This window comes from Marinobacter sp. LV10R510-11A (assembly GCF_900215155.1).
Taxonomy (GTDB): domain Bacteria; phylum Pseudomonadota; class Gammaproteobacteria; order Pseudomonadales; family Oleiphilaceae; genus Marinobacter.
Window position 1 is genome coordinate 591,643 of the sequence record NZ_LT907980.1, and the last position, 19,201, is coordinate 610,843.

Below are 19,201 nucleotides of genomic sequence, written 5' to 3' on the forward strand. Positions count from 1 at the left end.
TTACTGCCGATAATTTGTCAGGAAGTTACCCAGCCTGCCCATGGCATCTTCTAGTGTGTCTTTGCGCGGCAGAAACACAACCCGGAGGTGCTGCTTGTCAGCCACGTTGAATGCAGAGCCCTGAACCAGCAGAATTTTTTCCTGAAGCAGTAAATCCAACACCAGTTTTTCGTCATTTACGATCGGGAATTTTTTTGGATCCAGCTTGGGGAATAGATACAGCGCTCCCTGGGGCTTCACGCAACTTACGCCGGGAATGTCATTCAGCATTCGCCAGGCGGTTTCGCGCTGCTCGTATAGCCGCCCGCCAGGGGCAACCAAGTCATTGATGGACTGGTAGCCGCCCAGTGCCGTCTGTATGGCTAGCTGTGCCGGAACGTTTGCACAAAGGCGCATGTTGGAGAGCATGTCGATGCCCTCAATCAAATCTTTGGCCAAGTGTTTGGCGCCGCTGATAATCATCCAGCCGGAGCGGTAACCTGCGGCGCGATAGTTCTTCGAAAGACCGTTATAGGTGAAGAAGAGCACGTCGTCCGCGAGTGATGCGGTGGAGACATGTTGTGTGCCGTCATAAAGAATCTTGTCGTAAATTTCGTCGGAAAGCACAATCAGGTTGTGCTTGCGCGCCAGCTCAATAACCTGCTCAAGCAGCTCCTGGCTGTAAACTGCACCTGTGGGATTGTTGGGGTTGATCAATACGATCGCCCGGGTACGGTTAGTAATCTTTTTACGGATGTCGTCAATATCCGGGAACCAATTCTGCTCCTCATCACAGTGATAATGCACGGGTTTACCGCTTGAGAGGGTGACAGCGGCGGTCCAGAGTGGGTAGTCGGGTGCAGGAATAAGCACTTCATCGCCGGTATTGAGCATGGCCTGCATAGACATCACGATCAGTTCGCTAACGCCATTGCCCAAGAAAATATTGTCAATATCGACCTTATCGATGCCTCGTTGCTGGCAATAGTGCATCACCGCCTTGCGAGCAGAAAACAGGCCTTTCGATTCTACATAGCCCTGAGCCTGCTGCATGTTGTAGATCACGTCTTGCTGGATCTCTTCAGGAACATCCAGCTCGAAAGCAGCAGGGTTGCCGATGTTGAGCTTCAGCACACGATTGCCTTCTTCTTCCAGGCGCCTCGCCTCGCGCATCACTACGCCACGTATTTCATAACACACGTTATCCAGCTTGGCGGATTTGTAGTAGTTCTGCATAAGACCCGGGCTTCCTCAGTCAATAAACGTAAGACAGGTACCTGCTGTTCAGGTAAACCACTATTCTAGCGGAGGCGGGGGCAACGGCAACAGGGTAATTGTGATCAATTATGACGGGTTAGCTCTATATTCTGTCAATTCATACCCTATAAAACAATTGCGTGAGGGTGTTGCGCTGTATACCCTCCGATTACATTGTGTGCAATAAACATGTGCGCGACTTCAAATCCGCCTCTTTTTACAGGCGTTCATAGTTTTGTCAAGGAGACACCCGTGGCCAACTCTTCGGTTTATGACTTCGCTGCTCGAGATATCAAAGGTAATGAAAAACAGATGGCCGACTATAAAGGCCAGGTGCTGCTGATTGTGAACACGGCCAGCAAATGCGGTTTCACGCCTCAGTTTGAGGGTCTGCAGTCTTTGCATAAAGAGCTAGGAGGTCAGGGATTGGAAGTTCTTGGGTTTCCCTGCAACCAGTTTATGAACCAGGATCCAGCTGATGATGATGCCATCAGCCAGTTCTGCAGCCTGAATTACGGTGTGGATTTCCCCATGTTCTCAAAGGTGGATGTTAACGGCGACAATGCCCACCCTCTATTCCAGTTCCTGAAGGGCGAGGCGAAAGGGCTTCTGGGGTCGGAGAAAGTAAAATGGAATTTCACCAAGTTTCTGGTCAACCGTGATGGCAAGGTAGTGGGTCGTTACCCGCCAACGACCAAGCCTGAAGACATCAAGGCCGATATTAAAAAGCTTTTGTAGGGCGCGCCGTCCAACGGGTAATTGCTGCGCTCAGTTGCTTGCGGTTGTAAGGCTTGGTGATGTAGTCGTTCATGCCACTGGCAAAGCAGTCGTCCCGATCCCCCTGCATTACGTTTGCGGTAACGGCTATTATTGGTAAGTCTTGCCACTTTGGGTTTTTGCGAATTTTACGAGTGGTCTCGTAGCCATCCATTACCGGCATCTGGCAGTCCATGAGTATCAGATCGTAATGGTTTTGTTCCAGAGCCTCGATCGCCAGTTGGCCGTTTTCTGCCGTATCTGCGTGATGCCCCATTTTTTTCAATAGCATGCCGGCGACCATCTGGTTTACCTCGTTGTCTTCAACCAGAAGTATCCGCAGTGAACGCTGTGGTTGGGAGCTGCTTTCGGGCAAATCGGTAGGTTCGGTAAGCTGTTCAGGGGTGTCGGTACCCAGGTTGCTGTAGACAGGTAGCGGCAGGGTGACGGTAAACTGCGTGCCTTGCTGCTCTTTGGAGTCGACCTTAATTTGCCCATGCATGCGCTCAATCAGCTGGCGGCAGAGTGTTAGCCCTAGCCCTGTGCCACCATACAGACGTGTGGTTTGTGTGTCGGCCTGAGAGAAGGGCGAAAATATCCGGCGCAGGCCTTCTTTGCTCATACCGATGCCAGTGTCGGTTACATCGATGGTTAGCGTGTTTTCGGAATAGTGGGCGGTGATACGCACGTTACCGGAATCGGTAAATTTAATGGCATTGCTAAGCAAATTATTCAGAATTTGGCGGATACGAGTTGGGTCGCCCAGGAATTGATCCGGGAACCCTGGGTCCGTCTCCGCAATCAGCTCAACGCCTTTGGCGCGGGCCTGCTGAGTGTGCAGTGTTGCACACTCCTCAATCAGGCCGTGCATGTCGAAGGGTATGTTCTCCAGATTGAGTTTTCCGGCCTCAACCTTGGAAATATCCAGAATGTCATTAAGTATGCCGAGCAGGCTTTCCCCAGCCGATAAGGCAATTTGCAGGCGATGCTGCTTGGTAGAGTCTTGCTCACCCTCCACCGCAAGCCCTAGCATCCCCAGCACACCGTTCAGTGGGGTGCGTATTTCGTGGCTCATGCTAGCCAGAAAGGTGGCCCTGGCTCTGGCCCTACGCATGGCATCTTCTTTAGCCTTTACCAGCGCTCGGTTGCCCTGTAGCAGCGCGTGGTTCTTGTCGGATATTTCCCGGGTACGGTTTTCGACCTCCTGCTCCAGTTCGTCGGAATAGTTTTTCATGGCATTTTTTGCCGTGCGGAGTTGGTCAAGGGTGGAATCTATGGTTTCCAAGTGCTGATTGATAATCTCCACCATTTTGCCTATTTCATCCCGCTGATGGCCTGGAGGAACGGGCAAACGGATCTTCTCTGGTGAGCTGGCCTTGACCTGACTCAGTGCGTCGATAACGCTGAGCATGGGCCGTGTGAGAATTAGATAGAAAATACCAAGCAGCGAAGCGGCAAGAATGAGGCTTTTCAGCAGCCCGCTGACCAGCGTATAACTCGCGCGCTCCAGAAACTGCAGACCGTAGTGATAAGTGTCAACGGTCACCACCAGCTCGCCTAAGGGAAGGTTGTTGAGCTGTGAAACGCGCAGCTCCCGGCTGAAAACCCGGCTAGCGCCAAACAGTTCATCACTGATCCAGCGATAGGGTGAGACAGGGCTGCTTTTGCTGGCGGCCGCCATGGTGCCGTTTTCGGTATCGACAATTCTCGCGTCAATAGTAGCCGGGTGCCGAAGAAGACCGTCAAGCAGCTCTTCTGCCAAGCGCACATCAATGTTGTAGGCAATCTGGGAGGCAGGGTTATGGCTGATTTCAATCAGCGCCTGAATGTCCTCGTCCATGGACTGTTGGGCGCCGAAGTAGTCCAGAGTTATCTGTACAGCGTTAAGAATAAGCCCCAACACCATAGCGATCAGCACCGTATCGCGGGTGAGTCGGTAAGAAAGCCGGTGTTTGAAGCCTTTTGTCACGGATATCACAGTCCCTGTTCACGGGCAGAATTACAGCCCGTCTCGTATCTTCAGTCGTCGTAGTCGGCTTTTTTCTTCCACTCATCATCGTGAAGAAAGTTGTCCCACTGTTTGTCGAGTTGTGATTCGGATTCGGCAGCGCCGGTGTTCTCTCCATCTGCATTCAGGGCTTCTAGTTCCTTTATTCGGGTGCGGAAGCTCTTGACCGCTTTCATGGCAAGCGGATTGTCCTTGGATTTGCCCATTTCTGTGCTGGCCATATGGTAGGCGTGAATCGCCTTGCGTATCTCGTTTTGGCGGATAAGGTCGCGAGCCTGGAACACGTGGAAGTCTGCGTGAGTTTTATGCACTAAAAACAGAACATACTTTAGGTTCTTTTTGGCGGTTGCCCCATCGATGCGTCCACTTTTGTGCATGGCTTCAATGAGCTTGAATAGATTTTGAAGCAATTCTTTAACGTAAGTGGATTTTTCCGCTGAATCGATTTTGACCGGCCGCATCTCATCTCGGTTTTCACGAATCTGAGTCTTTAGTTGCAACGCAGACTCACGCCACTGCTCAACAGGTAGGTCAGATTTAAGCCCGGTCAAGTCGTTGCACACATCCTCCATGCGCCTGAGCAGTAACAGCTTCAGGTCGCCTGTCAAATACTGCCCAGGAAGCTCAGAAAGCAGGAGGTTACACCGCTTGTAGCTATCCTCCAATGCCGTGATTTTGCGGCCACGTTCAATCCGGGCTTTTTCGCGCATTTGGCTGATAACAATAACGGCGATCGAAATCACAACGATGGCCACCAAAGCAAAGACGATAGTAATGGTATTCATTTTTGTGTAATGACTCCGGCTCTTGGGCAAGTCATGCCTGGTGCAAAATTTTGACTTGATATACCGGGTTTGTCCGGCAAGTATCAGAAAGGTTAGCAGAAATACGGCGGTGATTCTGAAATCAAATAGGAAGGTTCGTTTCAACTATTGATTTGGTGAATTATTTTTATCCTGTATATTAAGCTGATGAATGGTGCGCGCGAGTTGTGCCCAGCGAATGATTTTATCGTGTTCTGGAGCTGCCGATGGATATTTCCCGCATTGATCTCAATCTTCTTGTTTATCTTGATGTTTTACTGAGGGAACGCAATGTAACTAAGTCCGCAAACCATCTCGGTATTACTCAGCCAGCCATGAGTAACAGCCTGCGCCGGTTGCGTGACCTGTTCGCTGACCCGTTATTGGTACGAACCAGTGAAGGGATGACGGCTACGGAGCGTGCCCGTGAGCTGCAGCCGCTGGTGCGGAGCATTCTTTCAGATATTGAGCAGGCGGTGCAGGAAAAAACACCGTTTGCGGCGCTGGAAAGTCAGCGGGTGTTTCGCATTATGGCCAGTGACTACGCAGAATCTTGCCTGATGCCGAGGGTTTTGCGGCGGATCCGCCAAGAGGCTCCGCACGTAACATTGGATGTACTGACTCCGAGCGACGTGAGCTTTCTGGACGTGGATCAGGGGCGCCTAGATATGGCAATTAACCGCTTCGACAAAATCCCCCAGTCGTTTCATCAGAAAACGCTCTGGATTGAATACTTTGCCTGCTTGATGAATGCCCGCAATCCAATATTAAAAGAGCCGTTTACTTTGGACTCGTACCTGGGCGCCAGCCATATCTGGGTCAGTAAAACCGGCTTTGGTGTGGGTGTCGGGGTAAACCCGAAGGACGTCCAGCGGCTTGGTTGGGTTGATGAGGCTTTGTCTCGAATGGGGAGCAAACGACAGATCTCCGTGTTTACCCGGCATTACCAGTCGGCCATGCTGCTGGCGGAGCAGCACGATCTTATCGCCACCCTGCCGTCGCGGGCGGCCTGGCTGCAAAAAGATAACGCTAACCTGGTGGTGAAAATTCCACCCTTCGAGATTCCGCCTTTCGAACTGAAAATGGCTTGGAGCCCGCTATTGCAGCACAACTCTGACCATCAATGGCTTCGCAGGTTGATTTCAGACGTTGCGGAAGAGGTTGATGAGGAATTTGCACCCTTTGGAGCGCGCTTCGAGTCTGTGGATGCGCCTTTTGCGCATTAGTTAGAGCGGTAGTTGGCGCAATTCAAGCGAGCTGCGCCCGGCGTCCCACATGCGCTGGAAGTTTTCCGCCAGTAGCTTTACTCGGCCACTGTCGGCAAACCCTGCAAACCCTGAAGGCCGGTTGAAGTCGTGGCGGAACACCACGCCTTGCCGATCTACGAGCATAAAAGGCTGATTTTCATGGGGGTAGTCGCTGTCGATCAGCCTCAGCTGAATACGGCTCGGCAGCCTCCGCATCAGCTCCACCAGGTGATGGCGGCGTTTTATAAGCGATTGGTCATCATGGATCAGCAGGCGAATCTCGCTAAGCCTGTGACGCCGTGCAAGGCCGGATACCAATTCTCTGAATCTGTGTCGATCGTAAAGATCGTGATCCAGTACCCGGTCATAAAGCCATAGCCTCTGACCCGCCTGGCCCACCATAGAATCCATGAGATCAAGCATGCTGCTTTCGTTTTCAAAGCGCCAAGATTGAGTGTCTTCGCCCAGTAGCATAGGGCGAAGCCGCTTAGAACCGGCTTGGGCTTCAAGCAGCGTTGGGGCAAGGCAGCGCATGTCTAGATGTGGGATGCCCGCGTCATCGTAGGGTTCTGAGCACACATGGAACCCGGCGCGTTGATAGAAGGCAATGGCGTGTTGCTGGGCAGAGAGCTGCAGTTCTTGATATTGCCCGGCGGATTCTGTGATGAGGTGCCGTAACATGGCCTCACCGATGCCTTGGCCACGGAACTCCGGCAGGATGGCCATGCGCCCGATATGGCCAGTTTCGCCCAAGGTGGAGAACAGCCGGGCCACGCCCGCAGGCGTGTTGTCAGGCAAAATCGCGAGAAAATGATCGGCGATTTCGTCTGTGGCGTCCCATTCCAGCTCGGGCGGAACCTTCTGTTCTTCAACAAATACTTTCTGGCGTATGTCCCGGATGTGCTCCGGGGCAAGCTGCCAGCTGTATTTTTGAATCCGAACGGTCATGGCATCACTCGAAATATATAGAGCCTTGGTTATAAAGATTTGCCAGCAGGCCGAGCAGGGCCGGGTCTCCAGCAAACTGAGCCAGTGCATTCATGTCAATGCGCGCTCCCGCACACAGTAAGGGTGCCAGCGGGCGCGCATCTCCCTTAAGCAGAAATTGTTCGCCGTCTGCAAACAGGGCAGTTTCGTCGCCATCTTCATGATAAGCGAAACGCGAACCCTCGTTCCAGCGCAACTGCTCGCCAGCCCGGATGGATTCGGCGAAGCTTTCATCCGACGTAGGCTCATCCGCAGGCACCATAACATCCATGCTTTTCGGTGCTGTGGTGTACTGACCAAACCACAGAGCCAGCTGGCGTTTGTCTTGGAGCTTTTCCGTCAGGACGGCTTGCAGTCGGTCAATAACGGCGGGGGCAATCGTGCCCGGATTATCCTGAACCTGAAGGTCTGGATCATTTAGATGATTGGCCGCATCCGACTGGTTGCACAGGAAATCGGTAAATCCGGTTAGCAGGTCGTCGATAGTTGGTGCACGAAAGCCTACCGATAGGGTGATGCAATCGTCCTCTGCCACGCCGTGATGGCCAATGCCCGGTGGTAGGTACAGCATGTCGCCGGGCTCAAGGGTGACGGTTTCTTCGCCTTCCCAGCTGCTGAGTATACGCAGTGGCGTGCCTTCTACCCGCGATGAGCTTTGATCACAGCGGCCGCCGAACGTCCAGCGCCTGTGGCCTTGGGCCTGTAGCAGAAACACATCATACTGGTCGTAATGAGGCCCAACGCTGCCGCCCTTGGGCGCATAGCTCGCCATGATGTCATCAAGACGCCAGTTGGGCACAAAACGGAAGTGGTCAAGCAAATCCGCCACTTCGGGAACCCAGTGATCAAGCCCCTGTACCAGCAAGGTCCAGTCCTGCTCGGGGAGCTGGCTGAAGCGCTCTTCCGAGAAAGGGCCGTTATGCAACTGCCAAGGTTTGCCTTCATCGTTTTTGATGACAATGCGAGATTCCACGCCTTCTTCACAGGCAAGGCCCGCTAGCTCGTCAGCATCGACAGGGCACTGGAAGCCGGGAAATGCCTGGCGGATGACCAGCGGCTTCTTTTGCCAGTAGTCCTTCAGAAAGTCAGAAGGCGAACGTCCGCCAAGCATGTCCATCGTGGTGCTTCCTCAGTTCAAATGTTGCGGGCTTGATCAATAGCATTACCGATGTAATTACCCGGTGTAAGGGCCATCAGCTCGGCCTTCGCGCTATCCGGCATCTCAAGGCTTTCTACAAAGCTTCTGATGACTTCCGGCGTCATGGCCTTACCGCGGGTCAGGGCCTTGAGCTTTTCATAGGGCTTCTCAATGTTGTACCTGCGCATCACAGTTTGGATTGGCTCTGCAAGAACCTCCCAAGCTTTGTCGAGGTCTTCATCTAGGCGAGCCGGGTTAATTTCCAGTTTGCTCAAACCCCTGAGAGTGGCCTCGTAGGCGATCAAACTGTGGGCGAAACCCACGCCTAAGTTGCGCAGCACGGTGGAGTCGGTCAGGTCACGCTGCCAGCGCGAAATGGGCAGCTTGGCGGAAAGGTGGCCTAACAATGCGTTGGCAATGCCCAGATTGCCTTCGGAGTTTTCAAAATCAATCGGGTTAACCTTATGGGGCATAGTGGATGAACCCACTTCGCCTTCAATGGTTCTTTGCTTAAAGTAGCCTAGGGAAATATAACCCCAGATGTCCCGGTCCAGGTCGATCAGAATGGTATTGAAACGGGCAACGGCATCGTAAAGCTCCGCGATGTAGTCGTGGGGCTCAATCTGCGTGGTGTACGGATTAAAGTCGAGGCCTAGGTTTTCAATAAAGGCTTTGGCATTGGCGGCCCAATCTATGGCCGGGTAGGCAGAGATGTGGGCGTTGTAGTTGCCTACGGCGCCGTTGATCTTACCTAGAATCTCAATATTACGGACTTGCTTGATTTGCCGGCGCAGCCGATACACCACGTTTGCGAACTCTTTGCCAACGGTGGTGGGTGAGGCTGTTTGGCCGTGGGTGCGGGACAGCATTGGCTGTTCGGCGTGCGCCTGCGAAAGCTCGCTTAGTTTGTCGACAACACGGGTCATTGCAGGCATCAGGCCGTTATCTAAGCCATCGCGAAGCATCAGGGCGTGGGAGAGGTTGTTGATGTCTTCAGAGGTGCAGGCAAAGTGAACAAACTCAGTTACCGCGTGCAGCTCAGGCATGCCAGCGATTTTTTCTTTAATAAAGTACTCAACGGCTTTCACGTCGTGATTTGTGGTGCGCTCAATTTCCTTAATGCGCTCTGCACCCTGCAGGCTGAACCCGCTGATCATTTGATCAAGGAACGCGTTCGCCTCTGAGCTAAATGTTGGCACCTCGATAACGTCGGGGTGTGCCGCCAATTGCTGCAACCATCGGATTTCGACCGTCACGCGGTTTCTGATCAAGCCATATTCACTAAAAACATCACGGAAAACGCTGACTTTACTGCCATAGCGTCCATCCACCGGAGAAATGGCGGTCAGTGCGTTGAGTTCCATCGAAAACCTCACAAATGGTCAAAGAATCGGTTCAGAAAAAGGGGATGTACCATAATACACCAGCACCGGCGGTGAATCAGCGATGGCAGGTCAGTTATCAAGTGAGCGGTTCGCTTGCTCCGCAAGTTCTCGGGCATGCTGAATCACCTTGCGGCGCGACAAAACCAATTGCCAACGACGTCCGCCGGTTTGCCTCCAAAGCACCGCAGAGCGAATCCCTGCAAGCAGGAGCGCCCGCACTTTGGCGGCATTCTCGTCCCGCAGCAGCAGTGAAGGGTTGCCACTTACCTTGATGCGCAGACGGAAGGTGCTGATGGTATCCGTGTAAATGGAGGCCAGGTTGCTGACAAGGTTTGTGTGGATGTAGCCAAAATGGCTGGCGGTATGCCGGGCCTGTTCGATACGGCTGCCAATCACCTCCAGCATGTCGTTGTGCCGATTGAGCTTGGATTCGAGGTGGATCAGGTTCAGCACGTAGCGAAGCACCTCTATGTCCTGCTGCTTGCTTTGTTGACTCATCACGGTGGAGAGCGTGATCAGCCCTTCACGTATATCGGTCAGCTCACCACCGTATACGTCCAGCGTGTTGGCCGGGTCGGTGGCGAAAAGTGAGCGCAGACAGCTCTCCATGCTGGATTCGTTGCAGCTGCCGTTGTTGGCGATTTGTTGTACAAGATTGGCGGCTTGGAATACGCCCGCTAGCGCCAAGGTCTGGTCGTGGATTGACCGGCTCATTGGGGAGCCTCCTGTGCGCCAGTCTGTGAAAGGCGATCGGGGAGGGCTTCGTCGTCACGCCAGGTTTCAGTGATCACGCCGCCTCCCAAGCAAATTTCGCCGTCATAGAAAACCACAGACTGTCCCGGTGTTACGGCTCTTTGGGCGTCATCAAAAACCACTTTCACACCGCCTTGAATCACTGTTACTTCGCAATCCTGATCCGGCTGCCGGTAGCGGGTTTTGGCTTTGCAGCGGAAAGACTGTGCCGGTGCCTCTGCAGTCACCCAGTCAACCGCGTCTGATAGCAGCCCCCGGGAAAACAGCAGCGGGTGATGCTTGCCTTGAACGGCTGTTAACACGTTACGGGTCAAATCTTTTTCGGCCACGTACCAAGGGTCATCCCCAAAGTCGCTTAAACCGCCAATTCCCAAACCCTGGCGCTGGCCGATGGTGTGATACATCAATCCTTGGTGACGGCCGATCTTCTTGCCTTCCGGGGTTTCTATATCACCCGGCTGGGCCGGCAGATACTGTTTTAGGAAATCGCTGAATTTACGCTCACCAATAAAGCAGATACCGGTTGAGTCTTTCTTGTCGTGGGTGACAAAGCCTTGTTGTTCGGCGATCCGGCGCACCTCTGGTTTCTCTAGCTCACCGACGGGGAACAAGGTGCGAGCGATGCGATCACCCGATACAGCATGCAGGAAGTAGCTCTGATCCTTATTGCCGTCTAGACCTTTCAGTAAAAGTGCTTTGCCCGACCCATCCGCAAGCGGGCGCTGGCGGGTATAATGTCCAGTGGCAATATAATCTGCACCCAGTGTGGTGGCATAGTCGAGAAAGGCCCGAAACTTCACTTCTTTGTTGCAAAGGATGTCTGGGTTGGGCGTGCGCCCAGCCTGATATTCCGCTAGAAAGTGTTCGAATACGCGATCCCAGTATTCGGCGGCGAAGCTGGCAGTGTGCAGCTTGATGCCGATAACATCCGCAACCGCTTGGGCATCTGCGAGGTCGGTCATGGCGGTGCAGTATTCGGTACCGTCATCTTCGTCCCAGTTCTTCATGAACAGGCCTTCGACCTGATACCCCTGATCCTTTAATAACCAGGCAGCAACCGAAGAATCGACACCGCCGGACATGCCGACGATTACGCGTGTGTTTTCCTGAATGGGGGCTTCGGATGATGAATTCGTCATGACAGCTCTGGGCACCGGTATAAAACGCGGGAGTCTACCATTTTGTGCGGGTTACGTCTGCGGGTCTGCGATCACATCCAGCGGATAACGCCGGCCTTTTCGGTAATCTTCTATGCTTTTGATAACCAGCGGGCTACGGAGCTTATCGCCTAGTTTTCGGATGTCGTCCAGCGTTAGCCAGTGCGCAGCGATGATTCCAGTGTCGAGTTCGTCGGTTACTTGCTGGCGAGCCCTGCCTATGAAGCAGAAACGGTAGTAGGTTACGCCGTTTGTGGGTGCCTTATAGGTATAGAGCCCCAGAAAGTGTTCTGGCTCGATTACCCATCCCGTTTCTTCCAAGGCTTCGCGCTTTACAGCGTCCAGAATGGCTTCGTCTTCTTCAACATGCCCCGCGGGCTGGTTAAATACAATTCTCCCGCCGCTGCGCTCTTCAACCATCAAGAAGCGGCCACGTTCATCTTCAACTACCACGGCTACCGTGGCATGGGGTGTCCAAGTCATGATCTTTGGATCGTCCGTGGCGTCTTGGCGGATCGGGCGCGCGGCGGCTGCTTTCGGGGTTGCGCGGCTGCTGGGAGATTGATCGAGATTTCCCGGTATTTTCCAGGCTCAAGCCCATCCAGCGACCAGTCGCCGATACGGTAGCGGATCAACCGCAACGTTGGAAACCCGACGGCAGCTGTCATCCGCCGCACCTGTCTGTTTCTGCCTTCGGTTATGGTCAGTTCCAGCCAGCTGGTGGGCACCGTATCGCGTTGGCGCACAGGTGGCACTCTGGGCCAGAGTTTTGGCTCCTCCATCCGGCGGGCTTTTGCCGGCCGGGTGCGGCCATCCTTAAGGGTTACGCCGGCACAAAGAGCTTCTATTGCGCTTGCAGACACATCGCCTTCAACTTGAACCCAATATGTTTTGGCCATTTTCAGGGCGGGGGATGCAATACGATGCTGCAGGGAGCCGTTGCTGGTTAGCAGAAGAAGACCTTCGGAATCGTAATCCAGTCGCCCAGCGGGGTAGATGCCTGGGATACGAACCCAGTCAGCTAGGGTTGAGCGCGGTTTCTGCCCTGCGGTCGCGGGCGCATCCGTATCCGTAAACTGGCTGAGCACCTGAAAAGGCTTGTTGAAAAGGATGAGTTCAGCCATGGAGACGGTTCTCGAGCGGGGAAGTAAAATCAGAGTGAGGGTACTTCGAAAAATAGGCGTTTGATAGCGCGAGACAGATCGAATGTCTTGCGAACTGGATGCACGGGCTGAATCCTGCCGGATTTTATCCGGCAGGATTGTTCAGTCTGTGTACGGCCTGTCTGGTATGTGCTTCAGGCGTTTACAGCGCGGGGAGGGTAGTCTCCGCGATCCGCTTCAGTCGTTTCGGTCGTTTTTTCCGAAGTATCTGAAGCGCCGGCTTGGGTTTCAGCCTGCCCGCCCGCCTGCTCCTCGGGCACGATGTTGACGGCATGCACCCCCTTTTCACTGGGTTTTTTGTCGAAATTGACCGGCTGACCCGCTTTCAACGTCTTGTAGCCGTCCATATGGACTGACGAAAAGTGGGCAAACAGGTCGTCAGTGCAGCCTTCCTCTATGATGAAGCCGTACCCTTTGGCATTGTTGAACCACTTTACCTTACCCCTTGGCATGATGAACTCCCTTGTTTTTCTGCTGTCACTTGTTGTTGTTCATTTCACTGGCAGGCTCTGAATCTACATTTTGCCGACAACCAGTTACAAGAATCACTCATGTATTTACATTATTTAACACTCCAGGTTAACTTTCGGCCAAACCTAGGGTCGAGTCAATACCTTCTATTAAGGTAATGTGTGGTTGAACGCAGTCCGGAAGCGGTATCATGTTCGTATTGATAACTAACTCACCCTCGGATCGGAATCTGACTTGAAAACCCGGGGCCCGGCAACCACATTAATGAAAGGCACCGATAAGCGGTAAAGAATGATGCGGACTATCGAAAATTCTCTACTAGTATTAAATCAGGGCGAGGATGAACAGCCGGGGCGTCACGACGACCTCAGTGTTGCTCCCGAAAAGCCTGCGCTGAAGCGTCCATCTAAGTACAAAGTGATGCTTTTGAACGACGATTTCACACCCATGGATTTTGTTGTGGATGTGCTGACGACATTCTTCGGAATGAATGAAGAAAAGGCGACACAGGTGATGCTGCTCGTCCATACGCAGGGAAAAGCCGTATGCGGGGTGTATACCCGAGACATCGCGGAGACAAAGGCGGCACAGGTGAACCAGTATTCCTCGGAATGCGAACATCCGCTCCTTTGCGAGATTGAATGTGCGGACTGATACACGTTGGGGTGGCCCATGTTGAGCAAAGATCTTGAAATTACGCTGAATACGGCCTTTAAAAGTGCCCGTGACAAGCGCCATGAATTCATGACCGTAGAGCATTTATTGCTTGCTCTGCTGGAAAATGAATCGGCAGTGGGAGTTCTCAAAGCCTGTGGTGCAGACCTAAAACAACTTCACGATGAACTGGTCAAGTTTGTGGATTCTACAACGCCACTGATTGCGAGCAGCGATGGTGAGCGCGAGACCCAGCCAACACTTGGCTTTCAGAGGGTGTTGCAGCGTGCCGTTTTTCATGTGCAATCTTCCGGGAAGAAAGAAGTTACCGGTGCCAATGTGCTCGTAGCTATCTTTAGTGAGCAGGAAAGCCAGGCTGTGTACGTGCTCAAGAAGCAGAGCGTTGCACGCATCGATGTCGTCAACTTTGTGTCCCATGGGATCTCCCGAGTTCAGGGCGCAGAAGACCAAGACGGCGGCGAGCATATCTCACACGATGAGGCAGCCGAAGAGGGCGGGCAGTCCAAGCCGCTGGAAACTTACGCAACCAACCTGAATGAGCAGGCTCGCCAAGGGCGCATTGACCCGCTGATTGGTCGTGAGCATGAGGTTGAGCGTGTGGTGCAGATTCTCGTACGCCGACGCAAGAATAACCCTTTGTTGGTTGGTGAGGCCGGTGTCGGTAAAACCGCGATTGCAGAAGGGCTGGCTAAACGCATAGTCGATGGCGAGGTACCGGATATCATTTCCGACGGAGTGGTGTATTCGCTGGATCTCGGTGCGTTGCTTGCGGGAACCAAATACCGTGGTGACTTCGAGAAACGTCTCAAGGGGCTGCTTGCTGATCTGAAAAAAGAAAAGCACGCAATTCTGTTTATTGATGAGATCCATACCATTATCGGTGCGGGTTCCGCTTCCGGTGGAGTTATGGATGCCTCGAACCTGCTCAAGCCAATGTTGAGTTCAGGCGAGATCCGTTGCATCGGTTCTACGACGTATCAGGAATTCCGGGGCATTTTCGAGAAAGACAGTGCGCTGGCCCGTCGCTTCCAGAAGATTGATGTGAACGAGCCCAGTGTTGAGGATACCTATCAGATACTCAAAGGGCTGAAGCCGAACTTTGAAAAGCACCATGATCTGAAATATACAGACCAAGCGCTGCGCGTGGCTGCGGAACTGGCAGATAGGTACATTACGGATCGCCACCTTCCAGACAAAGCCATCGATGTGATTGATGAGGCGGGTGCTCGGCAACGCCTTATGCCCGAGGGCAAACGTCTGAAAACGGTTGGTGTTCCGGAAATTGAGGATGTGGTTGCTAAGATTGCTCGTATTCCTCCGAGGAACGTGTCCACCAGCGACAAGGATCTGCTGCGCAATCTGGAACGCGATCTCAAAATGGTGGTATTCGGGCAGGATCCGGCCATTGAATCTCTATCGATGGCAATCAAGCTGGCGCGTGCTGGCCTGAAATCGCCCGAGAAGCCAGAAGGTTCCTTCTTGTTTGCCGGGCCGACAGGCGTTGGTAAAACAGAGGTGACCAAACAGCTGGCCAAAGCGCTCGGGGTCGAGCTGGTTCGGTTCGACATGTCCGAGTACATGGAGCGCCATACAGTCTCCCGCCTTATTGGCGCACCCCCGGGGTATGTCGGTTATGACCAGGGTGGTTTATTAACAGAATCCGTTAACAAGCACCCGCACTGTGTGTTGTTGCTGGACGAAATCGAGAAGGCACACCCTGAAGTCTTTAACCTGCTTCTGCAGGTGATGGATCACGGCACACTGACCGATAACAACGGGCGCAAGGCTGACTTCCGCCACGTTATTCTTGTGATGACCACCAACGCCGGAGCTGAAAGCATGGCTCGCCGCTCGATGGGCTTTAGCGAGCAGGATCACAGCAGTGATGGTATGGAAATTATCAGCAAGACATTCACGCCTGAATTCCGTAACCGCCTGGATACCATTATCCAGTTCGGAGACTTGCAGAGGGACAGCATCACCCATGTGGTGGATAAGTTCCTGACTGAGTTGCAGGCACAGCTGGATGACAAGCACGTGGCGTTGCATGTGGACGAAGCCGCGAAGCTTTGGCTGGCGGACAAAGGCTACGATGTCACCATGGGCGCGCGCCCCATGGCTCGTCTGATCCAAGACAAGATCAAGCGTCCGCTTGCTGAGCAGATCCTGTTTGGCAGCTTATCTGAGAAAGGTGGTGATGTTTTCATCCACCTCAAGGATGACGAGTTGGTCTTCGATTATGAGGACGAGCCTGCAGAGGCCGTTTAAGACGGCTGGCAGGCTGGCACACTTACAGGCTGGCACAACAGTCGCCCACAAAAAACCGCTGCAGTGATGCCAAGCCATTTACCTTAAGTGTGGCTGAGCTTGGGCAAGCCAAGTAAGAAAAGCCAGTGACCAAAAATCACTGGCTTTTTTTCGTTCAAAATTTCTGAACGCAGACGTTTTGGCATCCCTGCTTCCTAACGAAAAAAGCCTGAGCTTTTGACTTGAATTAGCCGGTCAACTCTATCCAGCATATCGATTGTAATAAATGATTTTCTCGACAGTGACTGGGGCTTTTGCAAGTCCCAGTTTCATGGCGGGTGTGTCCTTTTTCTTTGATCTTGTGCAGTAGTTGTAATGAATCCTGAATATGTCACCCACTATTGTGTACATCTCAGGGTTATATGCAGAGTATCCGTGCCAGATGCGCCCCATCCCGGTGCCTGACTGGAATGGCCTTTCAAAGTACATAGACATCCTGCGGATATTCATAAAAAAGCGATCTACTGGAGCTAGGGGCACCATGCGGTAGAGGTTGGCCTGGTGCAGAATGTCGTACCTAGACACATTCGTCACCGCAGCCACCATTTTCTCCGGCTCTGCCTTGGACACCCAAGGATGCTCAATCCAAAACTCAGGCGAGTTCGGAACCTTAATGGGTTTCTTTAAACGCTCCGCGATAATTCCGTTAGTTACATCCATTAGGATTTTGAAGGTCAGCTGTTTGACTGGGGTTCCTGACATTTTGGAAACCATGCGTTTGAAATTTGCTACCAGCTTTTCTTTCTCATCATTTGTTTTATTTTTCGAAGCCCTAACTAAGAACCCATCGGATCGGCCTTCTCCAATTTCCTCACGAAACGCAGAAATATAGGCCGTCTTCATCCCGCTATCCAGATCCAGAAAGAAGCGAGTTTTCCCTGTGCTCCTGAAAAACCGTTTCAGTAAAAAGAAGTGAGCCAGCATGGTGTATTCGTTATGAACCAAGGCACCGCGATTAGGAAGACTTTTTGTTTGATCGATGTTCTCCGACGAATCGGGAACATAACACTGGCGATGAATAAATCTGATTTTGTCGTAAACCGTTTTTTCTGAAATATCCAAAACATCAGCAATACGGTTGATCGGTTGTTTGTTGACCAGGAGCTTGAATAGTAACCTGTTTAAATGAGGCTTGGAGTGCTTGCGAGCCTTCGGTTTACCACAAAAACTCTTCCGACAGTGGAGGCAAATATACCTTTGGTTTCCGCTAGTCGTTTTGCCATTCTTTTTGACGGAAATAGGCTTTTTATCCATATTGCTTGAGCATTTTGAGTTTGGGCAGATAATTGATTTTGGATCTAGGTGGCTCGATATCCTACTAAGCTCTTCGTGGACAGCCTGATTACTCTTTAGAGCGGTTGATACAGCATTAACATCTTCACCCAGAGCTTTTTTCTTGGAGCAAATCTCACAAATCAGAGATGCCTTGGCTTTACCCCTTCCAGATAGACGATAGGATCCGCCGCCTCTCTGGAAGGCTTCAGGAATACCCCCTTCACATCCATCAATATTTTTGATCGGACTAAGCGTTAAAAAATTCTCACACGTCGGATTTCGACATCCATTGACTTGAATACCTTCGAACGGGAAGGGAATGCGGGGCGGTTTATTCTGGAAAGATTTCTTTCCCATAAAAAGAAGCGCCTATACTGTCTGTATATGGCGCTGTTGTGCTTACCTGTTGGCAGGCCACTCCAAACTGGGAATCGCCCCCCGAACCCAAACAATATCTTGAAACTCCTCCCTTTCGTCCATAAAGCGGAACCACGCCAGGTAATTGTCCACGCGGGCCGTTCCGACACCGTGGAAGCGCTTAAGCCAACCCTTCCAGCGTTGGGTAAAATTGTTCAGGGTCTGGATGTGGTAAACACCCTCAATAACCCGGCTGTTATCCTTCGCAATCAATCGCTTATGCTCAATATGGTCAAACGTCTTCACCATTTCTACATAGGAAAGGTTGCCATCTGTGCACAAGACGGAGTTCTCGCGGATCACTGGGGCCAAGGCTGCGATAATTTCCTCCTTAGTGTCGTGCTCTAGAACATGGTGGGTAATGTGTCCGGAGCGATCCAGCGCCAATGCGATGGGCACCAGAGTCACCTTACCGCCCCCACGTTTACGGGCTGGCCGAGGCATCGTCTTTTTTCCCTTGAAGGACTCCGGCAGGAATGTCTCGTCGGCCTCGATGATGCCGGACAACGACGTAGCCTTATGATCTCTGGGACTGCTTAGAAAGGCATGACGCCAACGAAAGGCCGTGCGTAGGCTGACACCGGTCACCTTGGCCGCTTTGCGTAGGGATAGGCCATAGCGCATCGTTTCCACATACTCTAGCCAGAGCTCTTCTTTACGCATGCGGTACAGCGGGCTACCCACCAGCGCGTTGAAGGTCTTTGCGCAACGTTTACAGCGGTAGCGCTGGCGCTCATTCTCGGATGATCCCCAGCGAATAAACGTCTTGGACTGGCAATAAGGGCACTGGGTAACCGCCTCTTCACTGGCCGTCAGCGTCTCGTAAACAGCATCCAGTTTGACGCGTTTTTCAATATGATGCCGTAGCCTTTTCAACTGTGGGGTGGTGAAGTCAGGAACGCGGCGTAGAAGGTCGTTGAAATCATCGTGCTGCACGGTAGCCTCCAAATACATTCAGGTATGGAGTAAGTGTAGACCACCAACAGGTAAGCACAACAGCGCCCTGTATATACAGTAGTATAGGCGCTTCTAGCGGTTTTGTCAGTAACCTCAGCCACACTTAAGGTAAATGGCTTGCAGTGATGCAGCGGTTTTTTTATGCTTTTCGATGTTGCCTTAGCGGGCGCGGTACACAATCCGGCCTTTGCTCAGATCGTAAGGCGTTAACTCAACTTTAACCTTGTCTCCGGTCAGGATGCGGATATAGTTTTTACGCATCTTGCCGGAAATGTGAGCAGTGACAACGTGGCCGTTGCTCAGCTCAACCCGGAACATGGTGTTTGGAAGGGTATCAAGAATAACGCCTTCCATTTCAATAGCATCTGTCTTCGCCATTCAGTAAAAACCTCTTTTGGAATACTTTCCGTAATTTTAAATTGCGCAATTCTGCCTGATTTATCAGCGTTTGGCAAAGTATGTGAAC

Annotated in this window: 18 protein-coding genes; 4 read left to right on the forward strand and 14 right to left on the reverse strand. The window is 52.3% G+C overall.

From position 1 onward, the window contains the following. Positions 1-1,215 (reverse strand): pyridoxal phosphate-dependent aminotransferase, encoded by a 1,215-nt coding sequence (locus CPH80_RS02920; RefSeq protein WP_096275538.1) that lies wholly within the window; start codon positions 1,213-1,215, stop codon positions 1-3. A 273-nt stretch (positions 1,216-1,488) separates the two neighbouring features. On the opposite strand from CPH80_RS02920, the gene CPH80_RS02925 reads away from it, so the two are divergent. Next, positions 1,489-1,974, forward strand: a complete 486-nt coding sequence (locus CPH80_RS02925) for a glutathione peroxidase (RefSeq protein ID WP_227520328.1) — start codon at positions 1,489-1,491, stop codon at positions 1,972-1,974. Here the strand turns inward: CPH80_RS02925 and CPH80_RS02930 are convergent. Continuing rightward, positions 1,958-3,961, reverse strand: coding sequence for an ATP-binding protein (locus CPH80_RS02930; protein WP_227520329.1), 2,004 nt, complete (start codon positions 3,959-3,961; stop codon positions 1,958-1,960). The genes CPH80_RS02925 and CPH80_RS02930 overlap by 17 nt on opposite strands. A 50-nt stretch (positions 3,962-4,011) precedes the next feature. Next, positions 4,012-4,785 carry a hypothetical protein gene (locus CPH80_RS02935; protein ID WP_096275540.1) on the reverse strand — a complete coding sequence of 258 codons (774 nt, stop codon included), beginning with the start codon at positions 4,783-4,785 and terminating at the stop codon, positions 4,012-4,014. Positions 4,786-5,030: 245 nt separating this feature from the next. Between CPH80_RS02935 and CPH80_RS02940 the strand changes: the two genes are divergently transcribed. After that, complete coding sequence (locus tag CPH80_RS02940) at positions 5,031-6,029, forward strand: LysR family transcriptional regulator (RefSeq protein ID WP_096275541.1); 999 nt, start codon at positions 5,031-5,033, stop codon at positions 6,027-6,029. Here the strand turns inward: CPH80_RS02940 and CPH80_RS22885 are convergent, their stop codons facing one another. The 8 genes from CPH80_RS22885 to CPH80_RS23125 form a co-directional block, all read right to left on the reverse strand. After that, positions 6,030-6,998: a GNAT family N-acetyltransferase gene (locus CPH80_RS22885; protein ID WP_096275542.1), complete on the reverse strand. Its 969-nt coding sequence runs from the start codon at positions 6,996-6,998 to the stop codon at positions 6,030-6,032. It lies immediately after the preceding gene. A gap of 4 nt (positions 6,999-7,002) precedes the next feature. After that, on the reverse strand, positions 7,003-8,154 hold the full coding sequence (locus CPH80_RS02950; protein ID WP_096275543.1) for a cupin domain-containing protein: 1,152 nt from the start codon (positions 8,152-8,154) through the stop codon (positions 7,003-7,005). A gap of 17 nt (positions 8,155-8,171) precedes the next feature. Continuing rightward, entirely contained in the window at positions 8,172-9,539 is a 1,368-nt protein-coding gene (gene purB, locus CPH80_RS02955; protein ID WP_096275544.1) for an adenylosuccinate lyase, read from the reverse strand. A 90-nt stretch (positions 9,540-9,629) separates the two neighbouring features. Continuing rightward, entirely contained in the window at positions 9,630-10,274 is a 645-nt protein-coding gene (hflD, locus tag CPH80_RS02960; protein WP_096275545.1) for a high frequency lysogenization protein HflD, read from the reverse strand. Continuing rightward, positions 10,271-11,452: a tRNA 2-thiouridine(34) synthase MnmA gene (gene mnmA / locus CPH80_RS02965; protein WP_096275546.1), complete on the reverse strand. Its 1,182-nt coding sequence runs from the start codon at positions 11,450-11,452 to the stop codon at positions 10,271-10,273. The genes hflD and mnmA overlap by 4 nt, the downstream gene beginning before the upstream one ends. Positions 11,453-11,503: 51 nt before the next feature. Continuing rightward, positions 11,504-11,953, reverse strand: coding sequence for an NUDIX hydrolase (locus CPH80_RS02970; protein WP_096275547.1), 450 nt, complete (start codon positions 11,951-11,953; stop codon positions 11,504-11,506). Then, positions 11,950-12,594, reverse strand: a complete 645-nt coding sequence (locus CPH80_RS02975; RefSeq protein WP_096275548.1) for a pseudouridine synthase — start codon at positions 12,592-12,594, stop codon at positions 11,950-11,952. Before CPH80_RS02975 ends, CPH80_RS02970 begins: the two co-directional genes overlap by 4 nt. A gap of 173 nt (positions 12,595-12,767) precedes the next feature. Further along, positions 12,768-13,085 (reverse strand): cold shock domain-containing protein, encoded by a 318-nt coding sequence (locus tag CPH80_RS23125; RefSeq protein WP_096275549.1) that lies wholly within the window; start codon positions 13,083-13,085, stop codon positions 12,768-12,770. A gap of 313 nt (positions 13,086-13,398) precedes the next feature. On the opposite strand from CPH80_RS23125, the gene clpS reads away from it, so the two are divergent. After that, positions 13,399-13,758, forward strand: coding sequence for an ATP-dependent Clp protease adapter ClpS (clpS, locus tag CPH80_RS02985; protein ID WP_096281345.1), 360 nt, complete (start codon positions 13,399-13,401; stop codon positions 13,756-13,758). A gap of 18 nt (positions 13,759-13,776) precedes the next feature. Then, positions 13,777-16,047 (forward strand): ATP-dependent Clp protease ATP-binding subunit ClpA, encoded by a 2,271-nt coding sequence (clpA, locus tag CPH80_RS02990; protein ID WP_096275550.1) that lies wholly within the window; start codon positions 13,777-13,779, stop codon positions 16,045-16,047. 240 nt (positions 16,048-16,287) lie between these two features. On the opposite strand, the gene CPH80_RS02995 is transcribed toward clpA, so the two are convergent. The 3 genes from CPH80_RS02995 to infA form a co-directional block, all read right to left on the reverse strand. Beyond that, the gene (locus CPH80_RS02995) at positions 16,288-17,718 is read right to left on the reverse strand and encodes a hypothetical protein (RefSeq protein ID WP_096275551.1); all 1,431 of its coding nucleotides are present in this window, start codon (positions 17,716-17,718) and stop codon (positions 16,288-16,290) included. Between the two features lie 42 nt (positions 17,719-17,760). Further along, positions 17,761-18,732 (reverse strand): IS1595 family transposase, encoded by a 972-nt coding sequence (locus CPH80_RS03000; RefSeq protein ID WP_096275552.1) that lies wholly within the window; start codon positions 18,730-18,732, stop codon positions 17,761-17,763. A gap of 162 nt (positions 18,733-18,894) precedes the next feature. Further along, positions 18,895-19,113: a translation initiation factor IF-1 gene (gene infA / locus CPH80_RS03005; RefSeq protein WP_071263575.1), complete on the reverse strand. Its 219-nt coding sequence runs from the start codon at positions 19,111-19,113 to the stop codon at positions 18,895-18,897. Between the last annotated feature and the right edge of the window lie 88 nt (positions 19,114-19,201).

What these genes read in the sequence shown, in the direction of transcription:
- CPH80_RS02970 (WP_096275547.1), bottom strand. Translation starts at nt 11,953, where the DNA reads ATGACTTGGACACCCCATGCCACGGTAGCCGTGGTAGTTGAAGATGAA.
- CPH80_RS23125 (WP_096275549.1), bottom strand. Translation starts at nt 13,085, where the DNA reads ATGCCAAGGGGTAAGGTAAAGTGGTTCAACAATGCCAAAGGGTACGGC.
- purB (WP_096275544.1), bottom strand. Translation starts at nt 9,539, where the DNA reads ATGGAACTCAACGCACTGACCGCCATTTCTCCGGTGGATGGACGCTAT.
- hflD (WP_096275545.1), bottom strand. Translation starts at nt 10,274, where the DNA reads ATGAGCCGGTCAATCCACGACCAGACCTTGGCGCTAGCGGGCGTATTC.
- CPH80_RS02995 (WP_096275551.1), bottom strand. Translation starts at nt 17,718, where the DNA reads ATGGGAAAGAAATCTTTCCAGAATAAACCGCCCCGCATTCCCTTCCCG.
- mnmA (WP_096275546.1), bottom strand. Translation starts at nt 11,452, where the DNA reads ATGACGAATTCATCATCCGAAGCCCCCATTCAGGAAAACACACGCGTA.
- clpA (WP_096275550.1), top strand. Translation starts at nt 13,777, where the DNA reads ATGTTGAGCAAAGATCTTGAAATTACGCTGAATACGGCCTTTAAAAGT.
- CPH80_RS02940 (WP_096275541.1), top strand. Translation starts at nt 5,031, where the DNA reads ATGGATATTTCCCGCATTGATCTCAATCTTCTTGTTTATCTTGATGTT.
- infA (WP_071263575.1), bottom strand. Translation starts at nt 19,113, where the DNA reads ATGGCGAAGACAGATGCTATTGAAATGGAAGGCGTTATTCTTGATACC.
- CPH80_RS02975 (WP_096275548.1), bottom strand. Translation starts at nt 12,594, where the DNA reads ATGGCTGAACTCATCCTTTTCAACAAGCCTTTTCAGGTGCTCAGCCAG.
- CPH80_RS22885 (WP_096275542.1), bottom strand. Translation starts at nt 6,998, where the DNA reads ATGACCGTTCGGATTCAAAAATACAGCTGGCAGCTTGCCCCGGAGCAC.
- clpS (WP_096281345.1), top strand. Translation starts at nt 13,399, where the DNA reads ATGCGGACTATCGAAAATTCTCTACTAGTATTAAATCAGGGCGAGGAT.
- CPH80_RS02950 (WP_096275543.1), bottom strand. Translation starts at nt 8,154, where the DNA reads ATGGACATGCTTGGCGGACGTTCGCCTTCTGACTTTCTGAAGGACTAC.
- CPH80_RS02920 (WP_096275538.1), bottom strand. Translation starts at nt 1,215, where the DNA reads ATGCAGAACTACTACAAATCCGCCAAGCTGGATAACGTGTGTTATGAA.
- CPH80_RS02935 (WP_096275540.1), bottom strand. Translation starts at nt 4,785, where the DNA reads ATGAATACCATTACTATCGTCTTTGCTTTGGTGGCCATCGTTGTGATT.
- CPH80_RS03000 (WP_096275552.1), bottom strand. Translation starts at nt 18,732, where the DNA reads ATGTATTTGGAGGCTACCGTGCAGCACGATGATTTCAACGACCTTCTA.